We start from the raw sequence: 19,058 nt of genomic DNA, 5'->3' as shown, positions 1-19,058 counted from the left end.
CAGTGCTGTCACAGGCTGGGCACATAACCCTTGCACAGGAGGAAATGTGAAGATCTCACGTCTATTGGCAGGCGTGGGCGTCGTGGCGGTGGGCGCTCTCGTGCTCTCTGGCTGCGGTAACCCCTACCAGTCAGAAATCGTTGAAGGCACCGAAATCAACGTCGCCTACAACGAAGGCTTCATGGCGTTCAACTCGAGCAGCAGCGCCGGCAACAACACCGCGAACTCGAACATCAAGTACCTCACCGACTCTGCGTCGTCGTGGGGCTACTACAACAACACTCCTGAGTGGGTGAAGAACACCGACTTCGGCAGCTACGAGAAGACCAGCGACGATCCGCTGACGGTGGACTACAAGATCACGGCCGACGCGGTCTGGTCCGACGGCGTGCCGATCGACGAGGCCGACATGCTCATGCACTGGGCAGCCATGTCGAGCAACGTCGCTGGTGGCTGGGCCCCGGCCTCGACCGCCGGCTGGAACCTGATCACCAAGACCCCCGAGGTCGACGACAAGGAGATCACGCTCGTCTACGACAAGCCCTTCGTCGACTGGGAGCTGCAGTCGCCGCTCGGCGTCTCGGCTCACGGCACGTACGCGCTCGCCTACCCGGACGAGTACGCCGATGTGCAGGCCGCATGGGACACCTACAAGGACTCGGGCGACGAGGGTGACTTCACCAAGTACTCCGACGCCGCGAAGAAGTTCGCGACGGGCGCCAAGGAGAAGGTCGTCAAGGCCATCCAGGACGGCGACGAAGAGGTGCTCACCGCTCTCGCGACCGCCTGGAACGACGCGTACGTCTACACCACGATGCCCGACAGCCCGGCCGCGTTCCTGACCGCCGGTCAGTACAACCTCGAGGAGACCAAGGAAGACGAGTACACGACGATCGTCGCGAACCCGCTCTTCACGTGGGGCCCCTCGCCGAAGTACGAGCGCATCACGGTGCGCGCCATCGGCGACTCGACCACGGCACTGCAGGCGCTCCAGTCGGGTGAGCTCGACATCTGGTCGGGTCAGCCCACGGCCGACATCCTCCAGCTCGCGCAGGGCATCGACACCGCTGAGGTTCAGCAGGGTGTCCAGGCTTCGCACGAGCACGTCGACCTGACCGTCAACAACGGCGGCCCGTTCGACCCCGCCACGTACGGCGGCGACGAGGAGAAGGCCAGCAACGTTCGTCTCGCCTTCCTGAAGACCATCCCCCGCCAGGAGATCGTCGACAAGATCATCGTTCCGCTCCAGGCCGACGCCGAGGTTCGCAACACCGACCTCGTCAGCGCCGAAGACCCGGTGCGCTACCCGATCCTCGCCGACTCCAACGGCTCGGCGGACTTCGCTGAGGTCGACATCGAGGGCGCCAAGGCGCTCCTCGCCGACGCCGGCGTCACCGGTCCGATCGAGGTCGGCTTCTGGTACCCCGAGGGCAACGTCCGTCGTGGCCAGGAGTACGAGCTGATCGCGGCATCCGCTGCCAAGGCCGGCTTCCAGCTGGTCGACGAGAGCGAGCCGAACTGGGTGTTCACCGACCCGTCGCAGGAGCCGATCAACTCGCACGACGCCACGATCTTCGCGTGGTCGCAGACGAGCCTCGCCGTGGGTGGATCCGACCAGATCTACGCGTGCTACGACGACCCGAGCCTCAAGGGCGGAAACTACAACGGCTACTGCAACCAGGAGGTCACCGACCTGCTGCTCGAGCTGAACGTGACGGCTGACGCCGACAAGCAGACCGAGCTCCTGAAGCAGGCCGAGGCCGCAATCTGGGCTGACAATGTCACGATCCCGATCTTCCAGTTCCCGGGCCTCACGGTCTCGAGCGAAGAAGTCACCGGGGTCAAGGCCATGGCGCTGAGCCCGGACTACTTCTGGAACTTCTGGGAGTGGGCACCGGCGGACGCTGCCGCGGAGTAGTCGACCCATCCGGGAGGAGTGGCACCGCCGCTCCTCCCGGATCGACACACCGAATCGAATGTGGGTGCCGAGTGCCCTCGGCACCCACATTCGTGTCAGAAACAGGCGGTCCGTGATCCGGCGGCGCCTTAGGAGTACCTTGGGGCTCACGGGCTCCCGAACGGACGAACCAACATGAACCGTGTTCCACGATCACCGCGAGGGCATCAGTGCTGACCTTCATCCTGCGGAGACTCGGCGCGACAGTCCTCGTGCTGCTGGTCGCCTCCTTCATCGTCTACACCTTGACGGCGATCGGAGTGGATCCGCTCCAGGACCTGAAGGGGAGCACGGCCTCCAATCGCCAGGAGCTCATCGACAACCGCATCGAGAAGCTCCACCTCGACGTTCCGCCGATTCTGCGCTACTTCACATGGCTGGCAGGCGCCGCGAAGTGCCTGGTCCCGTTCTTCATGCCGTGCGACCTCGGCATCGCCTTCAGCCGCAGTGATCAGCCGGTCACCGAAGCCGTGAGTGCGGCAGCCGTATCCACGATCCAGCTCGTCACCGCGGCGACGATCATCGCCATCATCTTCGGCGTCACGATCGGCATCCTGACGGCCCTGCGCCAGTACAGCGGCTTCGACTACTCGGTCACGTTCCTGACGTTCATCGTCTACTCGCTCCCCATCTTCTGGTTCGCGGTGCTCCTCAAGGAGTTCGGAGCGATCCGCTTCAACGCCTTCCTCAACGACCCCGTCATAACGTGGTGGGCGGTCCTGCTCACCGGCCTCATAACCGGGTTCATCTTCGCCGCGATACTCGGCGGCAGTTGGCGACGACGGCTCATCACCTTCGGAGCGGCAGCTGTCGCGAGCGGCGGACTCCTCTTCCTCCTTGGTGTCACAGGCTGGTTCGAGCACCCGTCCGTCGGACTCATCGGGATCATCATCACCGGCGTCGGCGCCGCTGTCGGTGTGACGGCCATCTCGACGGGACTGGCCAACAGGCGGGCGCTCTACGCGTCGCTCATCGTCGTCGCGATCTGGGCCGCCCTCTGGTACCCGCTGCAGTATCTGTTCTTCTACGTGCCGACGGGCTGGATGCTGTGGATCATGTTCATCGTGGCCATCGGCCTCGGCATCGGCGTGGGCCTGCTGATGGGCGGTGACGGCAAGAAGGAGGTCGCCCGCACCGCGGCGATCGTGAGCTTCATCACGTTCTTCGTGATCGTCATCGACCGCGTCATGCTGGTGTACCCCGACTACCTGGAGCGCATCCCGCAGAGCGGCGTCATCGCGACGATCGGCTCCGAGACGCCGGGGCTCCAGGGCGACATGTGGTTCCAGATCCTCGACGGGTTCGCCCACCTGATCCTGCCCACCATCGCGCTCGCGGTCGTGTCGCTCGCGGCATACACCCGCTACTCCCGCTCCAGCCTGCTCGAAGTGATGAACCAGGACTACGTGCGAACCGCACGTGCGAAGGGCCTCACCGAGCGCACCGTCGTCATCCGCCACGCCATGCGCAACGCGCTGATCCCCATCGCGACGATCATCGCGTTCGACATCGGCGCCCTCATCGGCGGCGCGGTCATCACCGAGACGATCTTCGCCTGGAAGGGCATGGGCGCACTCTTCACCGACGGGCTGAGAGCCGGAGACGTGAACCTCGTGATGGGATTCTTCCTCGTCACCGGTCTGCTCGCGGTCATCTTCAACCTCGTCGCCGACCTCTTGTATTCGGGACTTGACCCGAGAATCCGGGTGAGCTGACCATGACTGCAACGATCCCCACCGACGCCGACGCCCCGCAGGATCGCGGGAGCGAGCAGTCGATCGAGCAGAAGGCCGTCGCCGGCCTCAGCCAGGGCGCTCTCGTCCGTCGCCGCTTCGTCAGGCACCGTTTCGCGATGATCGCGCTCGTCGTGCTCATCCTCGTCATTCTGCTCGCGTTCACCTCGGTCGGCACCGTAGTCGGCGGCACCGGCAAGCTCCAGGCGGCACCCGACGGCGGCCTCGAGGTCAACGGCTGGCGCATCCCCGGCTGGTGGCCGCTGAACTGGTGGTCCGCCTACCCGATCGTCAACAACGGAATGCCCACGATCACGCTGTGGCCGTTCAGCCTGGGGGAGCACCCCTTCGGTCAGGACACCCTCGGCAAGGACGTCTTCGCACAGGTGATGCGCGGAACGCAGCAGTCGATCACCGTCATGTTCCTCGTGGGCATCACGTCCCTGATCCTCGGGGTGCTGCTCGGTGCGGTCTCGGGTTACTTCCGCGGCTGGTCGGACGCGCTGATCATGCGGTTCACCGACGTGATCATCATCATCCCGATCATCGTCATCGGCTCGATCTTCGGTCGCATCTTCGGAGGCAACGCCTTCGTCTTCGGCATCTTCCTCGGAATCCTGAGCTGGACGGGTCTCGCGAGACTCGTGCGCGGCGACTTCCTGTCCCTTCGAGAACGGGAGTTCGTCGACGCCGCCCGTGTGGCGGGTGCCAGCGACTCGCGCATCATCTTCCGCCACATCCTGCCGAACGCTGTGGGTGTCATCATCGTCAACACGACGCTGCTGATGAGCGCCGCGGTCCTGACAGAGGCGGCGCTGAGCTTCCTCGGGTTCGGGATCACACCACCGGATGTCTCGCTCGGCCAGATCATCAGCGAGTACCGCGAGGCGTTCCGCACGAGGCCGTGGCTGTTCTGGTGGCCGGGTCTGTTCATCGTCACGCTGGCGCTGTGCATCAACTTCATCGGCGACGGACTGCGCGATGCGTTCGATCCGCGTCAGCAGTCGAAGGTCAGCCAGCGGCGGGCGAACCGTGCGGTCGCCGCGATCCCTTCGATTCAGGGCGTCCAGATGGTCGACGTTCCGACATCCGGGTACGACGAGGAGCGCGAGACCGACTCGTTCTCGGGACCGCCGCAGGCGCCCACGTACAGCGAGCACCCGCTGAACGACTCCGATGGCGGGTCGGGCCCGCGCGGTGACAAAGACGGTCAGCCGTGAGGCAGCACGAGAGTCAGAATCGCGCCCGCCACCAGAAGAATCGTGACGACGATCACCGGTATGTCCCACGTGGTCACGGTTCCGCCCGGCAGGACAGTGCCGCCCTCGCGCTGGTAGGTCTCGAACGCGCGACGCACGACCTCCGCGGCGTCGCCGGACGAGGTGCCCCTCGCATCGGACGGACGACGCGTATCTCCTTCGCCGGGAGTGCGGGTGACCTCCTCGCGACGCGTGGTCATCGCCTGACGGGCACCGGGTGCCGGCGCGGCCCACGCGCGGATGCGGCGGCCGTCCACCGTCTGGATGGTCAGCGCGTAACGGGAGTCGATGTCTTCGACATCGCCCCATGGCACACGGTAGGTGCGCACGATGTTGCGCACCTCGACGAAGCCATCCGTGACGCGGACGCTCGGCCGGATGTAGAGAAGCCACGCGCCCCACGCCACGGCGACGATCGGCCACGCCCACGTGACGAGAGAGACCACTCCCTCCGTCACTGCCACGTAGGCGAGTCCGATCGCACAGATCGCGATCGCGATGGCGGCGAGGATTGCGCCGCCGCGGGGTCTGAAGGTGACCGGTGGCGCCATTCGCCCATCTTGACACGGGAGACGACGGTTCTATGAGTATGAGAGATCGACCACGCGGCAAGGGCCACGTCCACCAGGAGGGCGGTCCAGCCCTGTCGGTGAAGGACCTGGGCGTCGAGTTCTGGGTCGGCGGTCAGTGGAACGCGGCTGCCAAGCACATCAACTACGACCTCATGCCGGGCAAGGTGCTCGCCATCGTGGGCGAGTCCGGCTCCGGCAAGAGCACGAGCTCCATGGCCCTCATGGGACTCCTCCCGAAGAACTCCCGTGTCACGGGGAGCGCGAAGCTCGCCGGCCGCGAGCTCATCGGCGCTCGCGAGGTCGACCTGCGACGAGTGCGCGGTGAGGGCATCGCGGCGATCTTCCAGGAGCCCATGACCGCACTGAACCCGGTCTACACGATCGGGTTCCAGATCTCGGAGTCGCTGCTCACGCACCGTGCGGGCATGACCCGCAAAGAGGCGAAGGACCGCTCTCTCGAGCTCCTGGGCCTCGTCGAGATGCCGGATCCGCTCAAGGCCTACAACTCGTACCCGCACCAGCTCTCCGGCGGCCAGCGGCAGCGTGCGATGATCGCTCAGTCGATCTCGCTCGACCCGCGTGTGCTCGTCGCCGACGAGCCCACCACAGCGCTCGATGTGACGGTGCAGGCGGAGATCCTCGATCTGCTGCGGCATCTGCACCAGAAGCTCGACTCCGCGATCATCCTGATCACGCACGACATGGGTGTCGTGGCCGATATGGCTGACGACGTCATGGTGATGAAGGACGGCGACGTCGTCGAGCAAGCCAGTGCGGACAAGATCTTCAATGCGCCGACCCACCCGTACACCCGTGCCCTGATGGCGGCCGTGCCGCACCTCGGCCTGGGTGAGGCGAGCGCCGACGTGCACGACGGCCGCGACAACACGACCGCGGCGCTGGTGCTCGAGAACGCCTCCATCGACTATCCGAAGCGGGGGCGCGTGCCCGCGTTCCGAGCGGTCGCCGAGGCATCCCTCACGATCCAGCCCGGCGAGGTGCTCGGGCTCGTCGGCGAGTCGGGTTCGGGCAAGACGACGATCGCCCGCGCGATCGTCGGCCTGGTTCCGATAGCCGAAGGAACGCTGCGGGTCGCCGGTCAGGAGATGGTCGGGGTCGACGCGAAGCAGCTGCGCGCCGTCCGCCGGAAGATCGGCATCGTCTTCCAGGACCCCGGTTCGTCGCTGAACCCGCGCTGGCCCGTCGGCGAGAGCATCGGCGAGCCGCTGGAGCTCGCCGGCCGGGACGACAAAGAGATCGATCGGCGCATCGTCGAGCTGCTCGACCTCGTCGAACTGCCTCGGGACTTCCGCAACCGCTATCCCCACGAGCTGTCGGGCGGTCAGCGCCAGCGTGTCGGCATCGCACGCGCACTCGCCCTCGACCCGACGGTGCTCGTCGCCGACGAGCCGACGAGCGCTCTGGATGTCTCTGTGCAGGCACGGGTACTCGAGCTGCTGCAGAACATCCAGAAGGAGAAGCAGTTCGCGACCCTCTTCGTGACGCACGACCTGGCGGTCGTCGACCTCCTCGCCGACCGCATCGCCGTGATGCAGCACGGCCGGATCGTCGAGCAGGGCACGAAAGAGCAGATCCTCCGCAACCCGAAGGACCCGTACACGCAGCGGCTCCTCGCGGCCGTCCCGGTGCCGGATCCCGGCGAGCAGCGCATCCGCCGCGAGGCGCGTGCGGCGCTCCTCGCGAGCGGGCTCGAGTAGGCGCTCGCGCGCTCCGCACGAACACCGCCACGAGCCCGCGCCACGCGCGACGGGCTCGTGGCGGCGTTCGCTCAGGCTCCGGGCGGTAGACTTGGGGGGCCCGATTCCGGGTTGCCCCCACACTTGCAAGGATCCTCTCATGGCGCGCGCCCTCCGTCCGGACCTCCGTAACGTCGCGATCGTTGCCCACGTCGACCACGGCAAGACGACCCTCGTCGACGCCATGCTGCGTCAGACCGGCTCTTTCGGCTCGCACGAGCACATGGAAGAGCGGGCCATGGACTCGAATGACCTCGAGCGCGAGAAGGGCATCACCATCCTCGCCAAGAACACGGCGATCACCTACCGCGGCGAGCACGCCACCGACGGTCCAGTGACGATCAACGTCATCGACACGCCCGGCCACGCCGACTTCGGCGGCGAGGTGGAGCGGGGCCTGTCGATGGTGGACGGCGTCGTCCTGCTCGTCGACGCGAGTGAGGGCCCCTTGCCGCAGACCCGTTTCGTGCTGCGCAAGGCGCTCGAGGCGAAGCTTCCCGTCATCCTGCTCGTCAACAAGACCGACCGTCCCGATGCGCGGATCGCCGAGGTCGAGGAAGAGGCGCACGATCTGCTGCTCGGCCTCGCCAGCGACCTCATCGACGATGTGCCCGACCTCGATGTCGATGCACTCCTCGACGTGCCAGTCGTGTACGCGAGCGGTCGCGCCGGCGCGGCATCCCGCAACCGCCCTGAGAACGGCACCCTTCCCGACAACGACGATCTCGAACCGCTGTTCGAGGCGATCCTCGAGCACGTTCCGGCTCCGTCATACGACGACGAGGCGCCGCTGCAGGCCTGGGTCACGAACCTCGACTCCAGCCCCTTCCTCGGCCGCCTCGCGCTGTTGCGGGTCTTCAACGGCACGCTCAAGAAGGGCCAGACCGTGGCCTGGGTGCGCGCCGACGGCACGACCAGCAACGCCCGCATCACCGAGCTGCTGAAGACCCGCGCCCTGGAGCGTTACTCCGCAGAGAGCGCCGGCCCCGGCGACATCGTCGCCATCGCGGGCTTCGAAGACATCACGATCGGCGAGACGATCGCCGACCCCGACGACATCCGCCCGCTGCCGCAGATCCACGTCGACGACCCGGCGATCTCGATGACGATCGGCACGAACACGTCGCCGCTCGTCGGCAAGGTCAAGGGGCACAAGCTGACCGCGCGCATGGTGAAGGACCGTCTCGACCGCGAGCTCGTCGGCAACGTGTCGCTCAAGGTCGTCGACATCGGCCGGCCCGACGCGTGGGAGGTGCAGGGCCGTGGCGAGCTGGCCCTGGCGATCCTCGTGGAGAACATGCGGCGAGAGGGCTTCGAGCTCACCGTCGGCAAGCCGCAGGTCGTCACCAAGAAGGTCGACGGAAAGACCTACGAGCCGTTCGAGCACCTCACAATCGACGCTCCGGAGGAGTACCTCGGCGCGATCACGCAGCTGCTCGCGACCCGCAAGGGCCGCATGGAGGGCATGACCAACCACGGCACGGGCTGGGTGCGCATGGAGTTCGTCGTGCCGTCCCGCGGGCTCATCGGCTTCCGCACCGAGTTCCTCACGACGACCCGCGGCACCGGCATCGCGAATGCCATCTCGCACGGCTATGAGCCCTGGGCCGGTCACATCGTGACGCGTCAGAACGGCTCGATCGTGGCCGACCGCTCCGGTGTCGTCACGCCCTTCGCGATCATCGCGCTGCAGGAGCGGATGTCGTTCTTCGTGCAGCCGACGCAGGAGGTGTACGAGGGCATGGTGATCGGTGAGAACTCGCGCAACGACGACATGGACGTGAACATCACCAAGGAGAAGAAGCTGACCAACATGCGTCAGTCGACCTCCGACACGTTCGAGGCGATGACGCCGCCGCGCAGGCTCTCGCTCGAGGAGAGCCTCGAGTTCGCGCGCGACGACGAGTGCGTCGAGGTCACGCCCGACATGGTCCGCATCCGCAAGGTCGAGCTCGACCAGACGCTCCGCGCCCGCAACACCGCGCGTGTGAAGCGCCAGGACGCCAACGCCTGACCCCCGCTCCAACACCCGGTTACGGACGCAACCCCCCGCCCCGGCCCCGAGCCGGGCGGCGTTTCGCGTCCGTAACCGGCTGTAGGGGAGCGGGCCACAGACCCGAGGGTGGCGTCTGCGCCGCCCGCACCACGGTGGGTAGCATCGGGCGGGTGACCCTCGAACCGCACTTCGACGACGCGCACAGCGCGGGCGAAGCGCGCCGCGCGATGCGTCAGGGGCTGGGTGTCGCATTCGCGACCAGCGCGTACGGCATCTCGTTCGGTGCGCTCGCCGTGGCGGCGGGGCTCGACGTGTGGCAGACGTGCTTCATGAGCCTGTTCATGTTCACCGGCGGCTCGCAGTTCGCTTTCGCCGGCGTCGTCGGGGCGGGCGGCCTTGTCGCGGCGCCGGCGGCGATCGCGTCGGCGTCGCTGCTCGGGGTGCGCAACGTCGCCTACGGCATGCGGATGTCGCCCGTCATCGGCCGCGGATTCTGGCGCCGCGCGGCCGCCGCGCAGTTCACCATCGATGAGTCGACGGCCGTTTCGCTCGCCCAGCGCACGCAGCGTGCGCGCACCGTCGGCTTCTGGGTGACCGGCATTGGCATCTACGTCGGCTGGAACCTGTCCACCCTGGCCGGCGCGCTCCTGGGTGATGTGCTCGGGGACCCTCGTGCCTACGGGCTGGATGCCGCGGCCGCCGCCGCATTCCTCGCCCTGCTCTGGCCGCGGCTGCGTCACCGCCAGCCGATCGCCGTCGGCATCGCCGCGGCGGTGTTGGCGACGCTCCTCACCCCGGTGCTGATGCCGGGCCTCCCGGTGATCATCGCCGCGGTGGTCGCGATCGTCGTCGGCTGGACGAACTGGCTGGGCTCGCCCGGTGAGAAGGATGCCGAGCCCGACGACGTGGCCGAGCGGGAGGGGCTGCCGTGACCATGTGGACGGCGATCCTCATCGCCTCGATCGTGTGCGTCGTGCTCAAGACCCTGGGCTACCTCATCCCGCCGCGCTGGCTCGAAGCACCCCGCCCGGCTCGCATCGCCGACCTGCTGACCGTGGCGCTGCTCGCGGCGCTGGTGGCCGTTCAGACGTTCGGGCTCGGGCAGGCCATCGTCGTCGACGCCCGGCTGCCGGCTGTGCTGGTCGCCGCGGGCCTGCTGCTGCTGCGCGCGCCGTTCCTCGTCGTGGTCGCCGCGGCCGCACTCGTCGCGGCCCTCCTCAGGCTGTGGGGTTGGGCGGACTGAGCAGCCCGCGGTGCGCCGCTAGAGTCGGATGATGCGCGGTTCGCTCCTGGTACGGCTCGCAACATGGATCGTCGCATTCGTCGTCGGCGGTGTCTACGGCCTCGCCGGCACCATCGCGCACTCGTACACGCTCGGCTGGTTTCCGCTCGGGCTGGTGCTCGCCGTCATCGGGTGCGGGGCGCTGCTGGCGGCCGTGCGACTGCTGACCGGCGATCGGTGGGCGGCGCTCGCGACGGGGCTCGGGATGGTCGCGGCAACGCTCTTCTTCTCGGGCAAGGGCCCCGGCGGTTCGGTGATCGTTCCCGAGACGGCGCTCGCCACGGTGTGGACGCTCGCGTTGCCGATCCTGGTGCTGATCGTCGTGGTGTGGCCTGACCGCGTCGGGGCGCTGAGGGGCAACTAGACTGAACTCGTGACGTATGTGATCGCCCTGCCGTGTGTTGATCTGAAAGATCGCGCATGCATCGACGAGTGTCCCGTGGACTGCATCTACGAGGGCGATCGGATGCTGTACATCCACCCCGACGAGTGCGTGGACTGCGGTGCGTGCGAGCCGGTGTGCCCCGTGGAGGCGATCTACTACGAAGACGACCTGCCCGACGAATGGCAGGACTACTACAAGGCGAACGTCGAGTGGTTCGACGACGTGGGTTCCCCCGGTGGTGCCGCCAAGGTGGGCGTCATCCACAAGGACCACCCGATCATCGACGCGCTTCCGCCCCAGGCGACGTGACCGACCGCGGACGCTGACGTGGGAGTCGCCGACCTCGCCGACTATCCATGGGATTCGGTGGCACCCTACGCCGCACGTGCCGCCGAGCATCCCGACGGCATCGTGGACCTGTCGATCGGGTCGCCCGTCGACGAGACGCCGCGGATCATCGCGGACGCGCTCGCAGCCGCGACAGACGCCCACTCCTACCCCCAGACAGTGGGCACCGCACCCCTGCGCGCGGCGATCGCCGCCTGGTACGCGCGCCGTCGCGGCGTTCCAGGTCTGACCGCGGCGAATGTGCTGCCCACCGTCGGTTCGAAGGAGCTGGTCGCGCTGCTGCCGCTCCTGCTCGGACTCGGTCCGGAGGACGTCGTGGTGCACCCGCGTGCCGCCTACCCGACCTACGAGGTCGGTGCGCGCCTCGTCGGCGCCACCCCTGTCGCGGCCGACGACCCTGCGGAGTGGCCCGTCGGCACACGGCTGGTGTGGGTGAACTCGCCGGGCAACCCCGACGGACGTGTGCTGGATGCCGCGGCCCTCCGTGCGGCGGTGGCACGCTGCCGAGAACTCGGCGCCGTCCTGGCGTCGGACGAGTGCTACGCCGAGCTCGGCTGGGACGCCCCGTGGGACTCCGACCCGATTCCTTCTGCGCTCGATCCGAGAGTGACGCACGGCGACGTGGCCGGCATCCTGTCGGTCTATTCGCTCAGCAAGCAGTCGAACCTCGCAGGCTACCGTGCGGCGTTCGTCGCGGGTGATCCCGCACTCGTCTCGCGGCTCGTCACGGCGCGCAAGCACCTCGGGCTCATGCTCCCGGCACCGGTGCAGTCCGCCATGATCGCCGCACTCGGGGATGACGCGCACGTCGCCGGGCAGAAGGAGCGCTATCGGGGGCGCCGGGCGCTCCTGAAGCCCGCCCTCGTCGGCGCCGGATTCCGCATCGATGCGAGTGAGGCCGGGCTGTACCTCTGGGCGACCGAGGGCCGCGACGCCTGGGAGAGCATCGGGCGTCTGGCGGATCTCGGAATCCTCGCAGGTCCGGGCCACTTCTACGGCACGCACTACCCCCGGCACGTGCGCCTCTCGCTGACGGCTACGGACGAGCGCATCGCCGCCGCCGCGCGAAGGTTACGCGCCGAATCGTGAGGTTTCCTCCATCGGATGTCGCGAGCCTTTGGCGCTGTCGGCAGTAGGCGCGCGGGAGCACTAGGCTCTAAGGACGCGGCGGCGCGGCATCCCCCGTCCCGCGCCGGCTCCCGGATGACGCCCCACAGCGCACCTCGGAGGCGGGCGACACCCCCGGCACGACCAGAAATCGCGAGGAGGCGCCGTGAGCGACGCGGGCACCCAGCAGGAGAAGGCCACCCTCACGATCGGAGGTCGGACCGCCGAATTCCCGGTGCTGAACGGCACCGATGGGGTGCCGAGTGTGGACATCTCGACGTTCACCCGCCAGACCGGCCACACCACACTGGACTACGGTTTCGTCAACACATCGGCGACCAAGTCGGCAATCACCTTCATCGACGGTGATCATGGCATCCTGCGCTACCGCGGCTACCCGATCGAGCAGCTGGCGCAGAACAGCACCTACCTCGAGGTCGCGTGGCTGCTCATCTACGGCAACCTCCCGTCCGCGTCCGAGCTGTCCGAGTTCGATGAGCGCATCCGTCACCACACGCTGCTGCACGAAGACCTGAAGCGCTTCTTCTCGTCGCTGCCGTCCACCGCGCACCCGATGTCGGTGCTGTCTTCGGCCACCGCCGCGCTCTCGACCTATTACGAGAACGAGTCCGACCCGAACAACCCCGAGCACGTCGAGCTCAACACGATCCGGATGCTCGCGAAGCTGCCGGTCATCGCGGCCTACGCGCACAAGAAGAGCATCGGTCAGGCGTTTCTCTACCCCGACAACTCGCTGAGCTTCGTCGACAACTTCCTGAAGCTGAACTTCGGCGTGCTGTCCGAGCTGTACGAGATGAACCCGGTCATGTCGCGCGCGCTCGAGCGCCTGCTGATCCTGCACGAGGACCATGAGCAGAACGCCTCGACGTCGACGGTCCGCCTCGTCGGCTCGACGGGCGCCAACCAGTTCTCATCGATCTCTGCCGGCATCAACGCCCTCTACGGACCCCTCCACGGCGGCGCGAACGAAGCCGTCCTCGACATGCTGGCGCGCATCCGCGAGTCGGGGGAGAGCGTCCAGCGGTTCGTCGAGCGCGTCAAGAACAAGGAAGACGGTGTGAAGCTCATGGGCTTCGGGCACCGCGTCTACAAGAACTACGACCCGCGCGCCAAGCTCGTGAAGGAGTCCGCCGACGAGGTGCTCACCGCCCTCGGGGTCAGCGACCCACTGCTGGATCTCGCGAAGGAGCTGGAGGAGATCGCGCTCGCCGACGACTACTTCCGCGAGCGCAGGCTCTACCCGAACGTCGACTTCTACACCGGCGTGATCTACAAGGCGATGGGCTTCCCGACGCGGATGTTCACCGTGCTGTTCGCCATCGGCCGTCTGCCGGGCTGGCTCGCGCACTGGCGTGAGATGCAGGCCGACCCGCAGACCAAGATCGGCCGCCCGCAGCAGCTGTACGTGGGCGCCCAGCGCCGCGATTACCCGGGCGTCGCCTGAGCGTCCTCGGCAGCTAGGCCTCCGCCGCCCTGCGCTCGAGGTCGGACGCGACATCCGGGATGTAGTTCTCGACGTTGCGCGGCGGGCGCTCGTAGCCGCCCGGCTGGGGACGCGGCGGGATCGCGACCTCTTCACGCTCCACCATCCGGTACGGGACGCGTGAGAGCAGGTGAGCGATCATGTTGATGCGACTCGCGCGCTTGTCGTCGGATCGGACTTCGAACCAGGGCGCTTCCGGAATGTCGGTGTGGACGAACATGGTGTCTTTCGCCCGTGAGTAGTCCTCCCACTTGGTGATCGACTTCACGTCGTTCGGAGACAGCTTCCACCGTCGCATCGGATCCTCGGCCCGCGAGCGGAACCGCCTCTCCTGCTCGATGTCCGACACGCTGAACCAGTACTTCAGAAGGATGACGCCGTCTTCGACCAGCATCCGCTCGAAGATCGGCGCCTGATGCAGGAACCGGTGGTATTCCACATTGGTGCAGTAGCCCATGACGTGCTCGACCCCGGCTCTGTTGTACCAGGACCGGTCCATGAGCAGGATCTCGCCGGCGGCGGGAAGGTGCGAGATGTAGCGCTGGAAATACCACTGGGTGCGCTCACGCTCGGTCGGCGCGGGAAGTGCGGCGATACGCGTCACGCGGGGGTTCAGGTACTCCGAGACGCGCTTGATCGTGGAGCCCTTGCCCGCGGCATCCCTGCCCTCGAAGATGACCACGATGCGGGCACCGCTCGCCTGCACCCAGGCCTGCATGTCGACGAGCTTCGCCTGGAGTTCCTTGAGCTCCTGTTCGTAGAGCGCCTTCTTCATCCGCTTGCCCACCGTGACCTCCTGTGATCCCGCCCAGCGTCTAGGCGTGCAGCGCTTCGTTCAGCGTCACGCCGACGCCGGCGCGTCGGACGGCTTCGATGGCCCCGGTGAGCGAGTTGCGGCGGAACAGGATGCCGTCGCGCCCCGAGAGCTCTGCACCCTTGACGACGGGTCGCGCCCCGTCGGCGGTCGGCGCCTCATCAGCGAGCACGATCTTCGAGCCCGCCGTCACGTAGAGCCCCGCCTCGACGACGCAGTCGTCGCCCAGCGAGATGCCGATGCCGGCGTTCGCGCCGAGGAGCGTGCGCGCGCCGATCGACACCTTGTGCGCTCCGCCGCCGGACAGTGTCCCCATGATCGACGAGCCGCCGCCGACATCGCTGCCATCGCCCACGACGACTCCTTGCGAGATGCGGCCTTCCACCATCGATGTGCCGAGGGTGCCGGCGTTGAAGTTCACGAACCCCTCGTGCATGACCGTCGTGCCGGGGGAGAGGTAGGCGCCGAGGCGCACGCGGCTCGCGTCCGCGATGCGCACACCCGGCGGGGTCACGTAGTCGAGCAGGCGGGGGAACTTGTCGAGCCCCTGCACCTGGATTCCGTCGCGCGCGAGAACCGGCCGCAAGCGTGTCGCGTCGTCGGGATGCATCGGCCCGGCGTTCGTCCATGCCACATTCGGCAGATGCCCGAAGATGCCGTCGAGGTTGACCTCGTTGGGGCGCACCAGCCGGTGGGAGAGCGCCTGCAGGCGCAGATACGCGTCGGATGTCGAGCTCGGCGCCGCGTCGAGGTCCACCTCGACCGTCACCACATCCACGGTGACCGCGCGGCGGGCGTCGGGCACCGCGAACCGATCGAGGTCATCGGGCGGGATGGCGGGATCGAACCCGAGTGGGATCCGGCCCACGCCGGGAGCGGGGTACCACGTATCGAGGACGGTGCCGTCCGCCGCCGTCGTCGCGAGTCCGACGCCCCACACCCATCGCTCGTCGCTCATGGACTCCACCGTACCGAAGGGCGGGCCGGCAAAGGGTGCGTGGCTAGACTCGGTGGATGCCTGCGCTCGACCTGTCCGCCACATCCGTCGATCTCACCCGGACCATCTGCGACATGCCGAGCGTCTCGGGAGACGAGACCACGCTCGCCGACGCGATCCACGCCGCGGTCGGAGCGCTGGCCCACCTCGATGTCTTCCGCGACGGAGACACGATCGTGGCGCGGACCGACCTCGGACGCGCACAGCGCGTCGCGATCGCCGGCCATATCGACACCGTGCCGATCAACGGCAACGTGCCGACGCGCGACATCGAGATGGAGGGCGAGCCGCACCTGTGGGGCCGCGGCACGGTCGACATGAAGGCGGGCGTCGCCGTGCAGCTGAAGCTCGCCGCCGAGCTTGCCGACCCGCGGGTCGACATCACCTGGATGTGGTACGACCACGAAGAGGTGGATTCCGACCTCAACGGACTCACCCGGCTCTCGCGTACGCGCCCCGACCTCTTCGTCGCGGACTTCGCGATCCTCGGTGAGCCCTCGAACGGACAGGTCGAAGGCGGCTGCAACGGCACGCTGCGCGCCATCGTGCGCACCCGCGGCGTTCGCGCGCACAGCGCACGCGCGTGGGTGGGCGAGAACGCCATCCACAAGGCGGCTCCCGTGCTCGCCCGTCTCGCCGCCTATGAGCCGGCCTCGATCGACGTCGACGGACTCGTGTACCGCGAGGGGCTGAACGCCGTGCGCATCGGGGGAGGGATCGCGAGCAACGTCATCCCCGATCTCTGCGAGGTCGAGGTCAACTACCGCTTCGCGCCGAGCCGCGGCGCGGCGGAGGCCGCACAGCACGTGCACGACGTCTTCGACGGGTTCGAGGTCGAAGTCGTGGATCTCGCAGTAGGGGCCCGGCCGGGGCTCGACGCGCCCCTTGCGCAGGAGTTCCTCGCTGCCGTCGGCGCCGAGCCGCGTCCGAAGTACGGCTGGACGGATGTGGCGCGGTTCAGCGCCTTCGGGGTGCCGGCCGTCAACTACGGGCCGGGTGACCCCATGCTCGCGCACCATGATGAGGAGCGCGTGCCGCTCGCACAGATCGACTCCGTCGAGCGGGGCCTGCGGGCGTGGCTGACGAACCGCTGACGGACGCCGATACGGAGCACAGCGCATGGGCGCGGCTGCCGGCGGCGGCGCGGGTCGGCGTCGTCTACCTTCTCGCGCGAATCGTCACGACTGTCTTCTTCCTCATGGCCGCGAACCTGTCGGGCTTCGAATCGCGGTTCGGTCCGGAAGCCGGGCTGGGCGATCTCGTCCTCGGGTGGGACTCGCGGTGGTACTGGATCATCGCCGAGGTCGGGTATCCGTCGCAGCTCCCGCTGACCGACTCGGGCGTGGTGGCTGAGAACCAGTGGGCGTTCATGCCGATCTATCCTTACCTCGCCAAGTACGTCTCCCTCCCGTTCGGCGGTCAGTGGGTCGTCGGTGCTTTCCTGGTGTCGGTTGCTGCGGGGTTCGGCGCCTCACTCGTCCTGTATCGGATGCTCCGCGACAGGATCGATGCGGGCTCCTCGATGTGGGCTGTGGCGTTCTTCGCTGCAGGGCCGCTCGCCGGGCTGTTCCAGGTGGGGTACGCCGAGTCGCTCTACCTCCTCTGGCTGTTCCTCGCTCTCTGGTGCGTGATGCGCCGGCGATATGCGTGGCTGTATCTGCTCATCCCGCTGATGGCCTTCACTCGTCCTGGGGTGCTGGCGTTCGCCCTGTTCCTCGGTCTGTTCGGGATCTGGCGGTGGATCTCGCGGCGACGTGAGCAGCTGGCCGGGCCGGAGATCGTCCAGATCGTCGCGCTCGGACTGCTCGCCGTGCTCATGGGGTTCTCATGGCAGCTGCTCGCCGGGTGGGTGACGGGGGATTCGGGCGCCTACCTCTCGACCGAACTGGCCTGGCGGCGAAACTGGATCCCCGGCGATGCGGCCTTCGCGCCCTTCGAGGGATTCCTGGCAGGCATCGAATACTGGTTCGGGACCGTGTGGAGTCTGACCCCGCCGATCGGATACGTGGTGGTGGGAGCATCTCTCGTCGCACTGACCGCCGTGCTGCTCTTCGAGCCGCACGTCCGGCGCCTCGGCGTCGAGCTGCGGCTGTGGAGCGCGAGCTACCTCGTCTACCTCCTGCTCGTGTTCTTCCCGCAGTCGAGCATCTTCCGGCTGCTGGTCCCGCTTTCACCGCTGTGGGGCGCTGTCGCGCTGCCCCGCTCCAGGCTCTGGCGCGTAGGGGTGCTGGTTGCCGGACTCGTCGGCCAGTGGTGGTGGATCTACAACATGTACGCGCTGGGGAATACGAATCTGCAGGTCCCGTGACGCGGGACGAACGCATCCCGAACCAGCGCGCGTCCACAGGATTTCGCCGCGATTTATCCCCCGTCCTGACCGCACGATAAACTTCACTGACAGACCCCCCATGAAAAGGAGCCGCAATGGCAGCCATGAAGCCGAGAACCGGAGACGGGCCGATGGAGGCCGTGAAAGAGGGTCGACTCATCATCGTGCGCGTGCCGCTCGAGGGTGGCGGTCGACTCGTCGTCTCCGTCAACGACGCTGAGGCACGGGAACTCTACGATGTGCTGGGCGGAGTAGTTCAGCCCGTCTGAGCCCCAGCATCCCGAAGAGCGGTCGACCTCTCAAGGTCGGCCGTTCTTCGCGTTCTGCGGCGGGTAGGCGGTTGTCACTCCGCGGCGATCGTCGTCAGCTGCAGCAGGCCTTCTCCGACGATCGAGAGCGCACCGATCACCGCGGGCGAGGCCTGGGTCTCTTGGATCAAGGAGCGATAGGCGACCGTGATGGGGTCGCGGCGCACCGGGTCCGCCACCGCGCCGCGGGCCAGCACTCTCGGCACGAGCACGGTTCCGCCGGCGCGCACCAGTCGCAGGCCATGTTCCACGTATTCGATGACGCCTTCGGGATCGGCGTCGACCAGCACGATGTCGTACGACGCCTCGTTCATGCGGGGGAGAACCTCGGCGGCGCGGCCCGTGATGAACCGCGCGCGCGCGGGCGGCACCTTGGCATCGGCGAACACCCGTCGGGCAGCGGCCAGATGCTCGGGCTCGTTGTCGATCGTGGTGAGCGTCGCCCGGGGCGAACCGTGGAGCAGCCAGAGACCGGACACGCCCGCGCCGGTGCCGATCTCGACGATGTTGAGGGCCTGGGAGGCGGCCGCGATGACGGCGCACTGCGCACCGACGCCGGGGCTGATGGGATCCGCTCCGAGCTCGAGGGCGTGTGCCCGGGCCCGGGCGATGTGGTCCGGTTCGATCGTCGCTTCCGCGGCGAACCGGTAGTTCGCGTCCTGCTCGCCCATATGCACCCTCCGGGCGCCAGCCTACGCGTCCCGCGGGCG

At 67.7% G+C, this 19,058-nt stretch carries 18 protein-coding genes; 14 read left to right on the top strand and 4 right to left on the bottom strand.

The window, feature by feature from the left end:
- The first annotated feature begins 46 nt into the window (after window positions 1-46).
- From ABD188_RS15100 to ABD188_RS15090, 3 genes are all read left to right on the top strand, one after another.
- Entirely contained in the window at window positions 47-1,918 is a 1,872-nt protein-coding gene (locus tag ABD188_RS15100) for an ABC transporter family substrate-binding protein (protein ID WP_344064032.1), read from the top strand.
- 209 nt (window positions 1,919-2,127) lie between these two features.
- Window positions 2,128-3,672 (top strand): ABC transporter permease, encoded by a 1,545-nt coding sequence (locus tag ABD188_RS15095; RefSeq protein ID WP_344064028.1) that lies wholly within the window; start codon window positions 2,128-2,130, stop codon window positions 3,670-3,672.
- Window positions 3,673-3,674: 2 nt separating this feature from the next.
- A complete protein-coding gene (locus ABD188_RS15090) occupies window positions 3,675-4,910 on the top strand; it encodes an ABC transporter permease (protein ID WP_344064025.1) in 1,236 nt (411 codons plus the stop codon).
- Here ABD188_RS15090 and ABD188_RS15085 read toward each other — a convergent pair.
- Window positions 4,901-5,500, bottom strand: coding sequence for a PH domain-containing protein (locus ABD188_RS15085; protein WP_344064022.1), 600 nt, complete (start codon window positions 5,498-5,500; stop codon window positions 4,901-4,903). The two genes, ABD188_RS15090 and ABD188_RS15085, sit on opposite strands and share 10 nt — an antisense overlap.
- 38 nt (window positions 5,501-5,538) lie before the next feature.
- On the opposite strand from ABD188_RS15085, the gene ABD188_RS15080 reads away from it, so the two are divergent.
- From ABD188_RS15080 to ABD188_RS15045, 8 genes are all read left to right on the top strand, one after another.
- Window positions 5,539-7,239: a dipeptide ABC transporter ATP-binding protein gene (locus ABD188_RS15080; RefSeq protein ID WP_344064019.1), complete on the top strand. Its 1,701-nt coding sequence runs from the start codon at window positions 5,539-5,541 to the stop codon at window positions 7,237-7,239.
- A 139-nt stretch (window positions 7,240-7,378) separates the two neighbouring features.
- Window positions 7,379-9,292 carry a translational GTPase TypA gene (typA, locus tag ABD188_RS15075; RefSeq protein ID WP_344064014.1) on the top strand — a complete coding sequence of 638 codons (1,914 nt, stop codon included), beginning with the start codon at window positions 7,379-7,381 and terminating at the stop codon, window positions 9,290-9,292.
- 209 nt (window positions 9,293-9,501) lie between these two features.
- Complete coding sequence (locus tag ABD188_RS15070; RefSeq protein ID WP_344067151.1) at window positions 9,502-10,206, top strand: AzlC family ABC transporter permease; 705 nt, start codon at window positions 9,502-9,504, stop codon at window positions 10,204-10,206.
- Complete coding sequence (locus ABD188_RS15065; protein ID WP_344064010.1) at window positions 10,203-10,517, top strand: AzlD domain-containing protein; 315 nt, start codon at window positions 10,203-10,205, stop codon at window positions 10,515-10,517. Before ABD188_RS15070 ends, ABD188_RS15065 begins: the two co-directional genes overlap by 4 nt.
- 31 nt (window positions 10,518-10,548) lie before the next feature.
- Complete coding sequence (locus ABD188_RS15060; RefSeq protein ID WP_344064007.1) at window positions 10,549-10,920, top strand: histidinol dehydrogenase; 372 nt, start codon at window positions 10,549-10,551, stop codon at window positions 10,918-10,920.
- Window positions 10,921-10,929: 9 nt separating this feature from the next.
- Window positions 10,930-11,250: a ferredoxin gene (gene fdxA, locus ABD188_RS15055; RefSeq protein WP_344064004.1), complete on the top strand. Its 321-nt coding sequence runs from the start codon at window positions 10,930-10,932 to the stop codon at window positions 11,248-11,250.
- Between the two features lie 18 nt (window positions 11,251-11,268).
- Window positions 11,269-12,378 (top strand): succinyldiaminopimelate transaminase, encoded by a 1,110-nt coding sequence (dapC, locus tag ABD188_RS15050; RefSeq protein ID WP_344064001.1) that lies wholly within the window; start codon window positions 11,269-11,271, stop codon window positions 12,376-12,378.
- Window positions 12,379-12,562: 184 nt separating this feature from the next.
- The gene (locus ABD188_RS15045) at window positions 12,563-13,861 is read left to right on the top strand and encodes a citrate synthase (RefSeq protein ID WP_344063998.1); all 1,299 of its coding nucleotides are present in this window, start codon (window positions 12,563-12,565) and stop codon (window positions 13,859-13,861) included.
- 13 nt (window positions 13,862-13,874) lie between these two features.
- Here ABD188_RS15045 and ppk2 read toward each other — a convergent pair whose 3' ends face one another.
- Both ppk2 and dapD read right to left on the bottom strand, forming a co-directional pair.
- Entirely contained in the window at window positions 13,875-14,675 is an 801-nt protein-coding gene (gene ppk2 / locus ABD188_RS15040; RefSeq protein ID WP_344067148.1) for a polyphosphate kinase 2, read from the bottom strand.
- 40 nt (window positions 14,676-14,715) lie between these two features.
- Complete coding sequence (gene dapD, locus ABD188_RS15035) at window positions 14,716-15,672, bottom strand: 2,3,4,5-tetrahydropyridine-2,6-dicarboxylate N-succinyltransferase (RefSeq protein ID WP_344063996.1); 957 nt, start codon at window positions 15,670-15,672, stop codon at window positions 14,716-14,718.
- A 56-nt stretch (window positions 15,673-15,728) separates the two neighbouring features.
- On the opposite strand from dapD, the gene dapE reads away from it, so the two are divergent.
- The 3 genes from dapE to ABD188_RS15020 all read left to right on the top strand — a co-directional run bounded on the left by dapE (window position 15,729) and on the right by ABD188_RS15020 (window position 18,309).
- Window positions 15,729-16,805: a succinyl-diaminopimelate desuccinylase gene (dapE, locus tag ABD188_RS15030; protein WP_344063993.1), complete on the top strand. Its 1,077-nt coding sequence runs from the start codon at window positions 15,729-15,731 to the stop codon at window positions 16,803-16,805.
- Window positions 16,787-18,019 (top strand): hypothetical protein, encoded by a 1,233-nt coding sequence (locus ABD188_RS15025; protein WP_344063990.1) that lies wholly within the window; start codon window positions 16,787-16,789, stop codon window positions 18,017-18,019. Before dapE ends, ABD188_RS15025 begins: the two co-directional genes overlap by 19 nt.
- Before the next feature lie 116 nt (window positions 18,020-18,135).
- Window positions 18,136-18,309 carry a DUF3117 domain-containing protein gene (locus ABD188_RS15020; protein WP_344063987.1) on the top strand — a complete coding sequence of 58 codons (174 nt, stop codon included), beginning with the start codon at window positions 18,136-18,138 and terminating at the stop codon, window positions 18,307-18,309.
- A 74-nt stretch (window positions 18,310-18,383) separates the two neighbouring features.
- Here ABD188_RS15020 and ABD188_RS15015 read toward each other — a convergent pair whose 3' ends face one another.
- A complete protein-coding gene (locus ABD188_RS15015) occupies window positions 18,384-19,019 on the bottom strand; it encodes an O-methyltransferase (protein ID WP_344063984.1) in 636 nt (211 codons plus the stop codon).
- Between the last annotated feature and the right edge of the window lie 39 nt (window positions 19,020-19,058).

It is taken from the genome of Microbacterium pumilum, from assembly GCF_039530225.1.
In the GTDB taxonomy this organism is placed as follows: Bacteria; Actinomycetota; Actinomycetes; order Actinomycetales; family Microbacteriaceae; genus Microbacterium; species Microbacterium pumilum.
The sequence above is the reverse complement of the archived record's forward strand: the minus strand, read 5'-3'. Positions and strand labels throughout refer to the sequence as shown.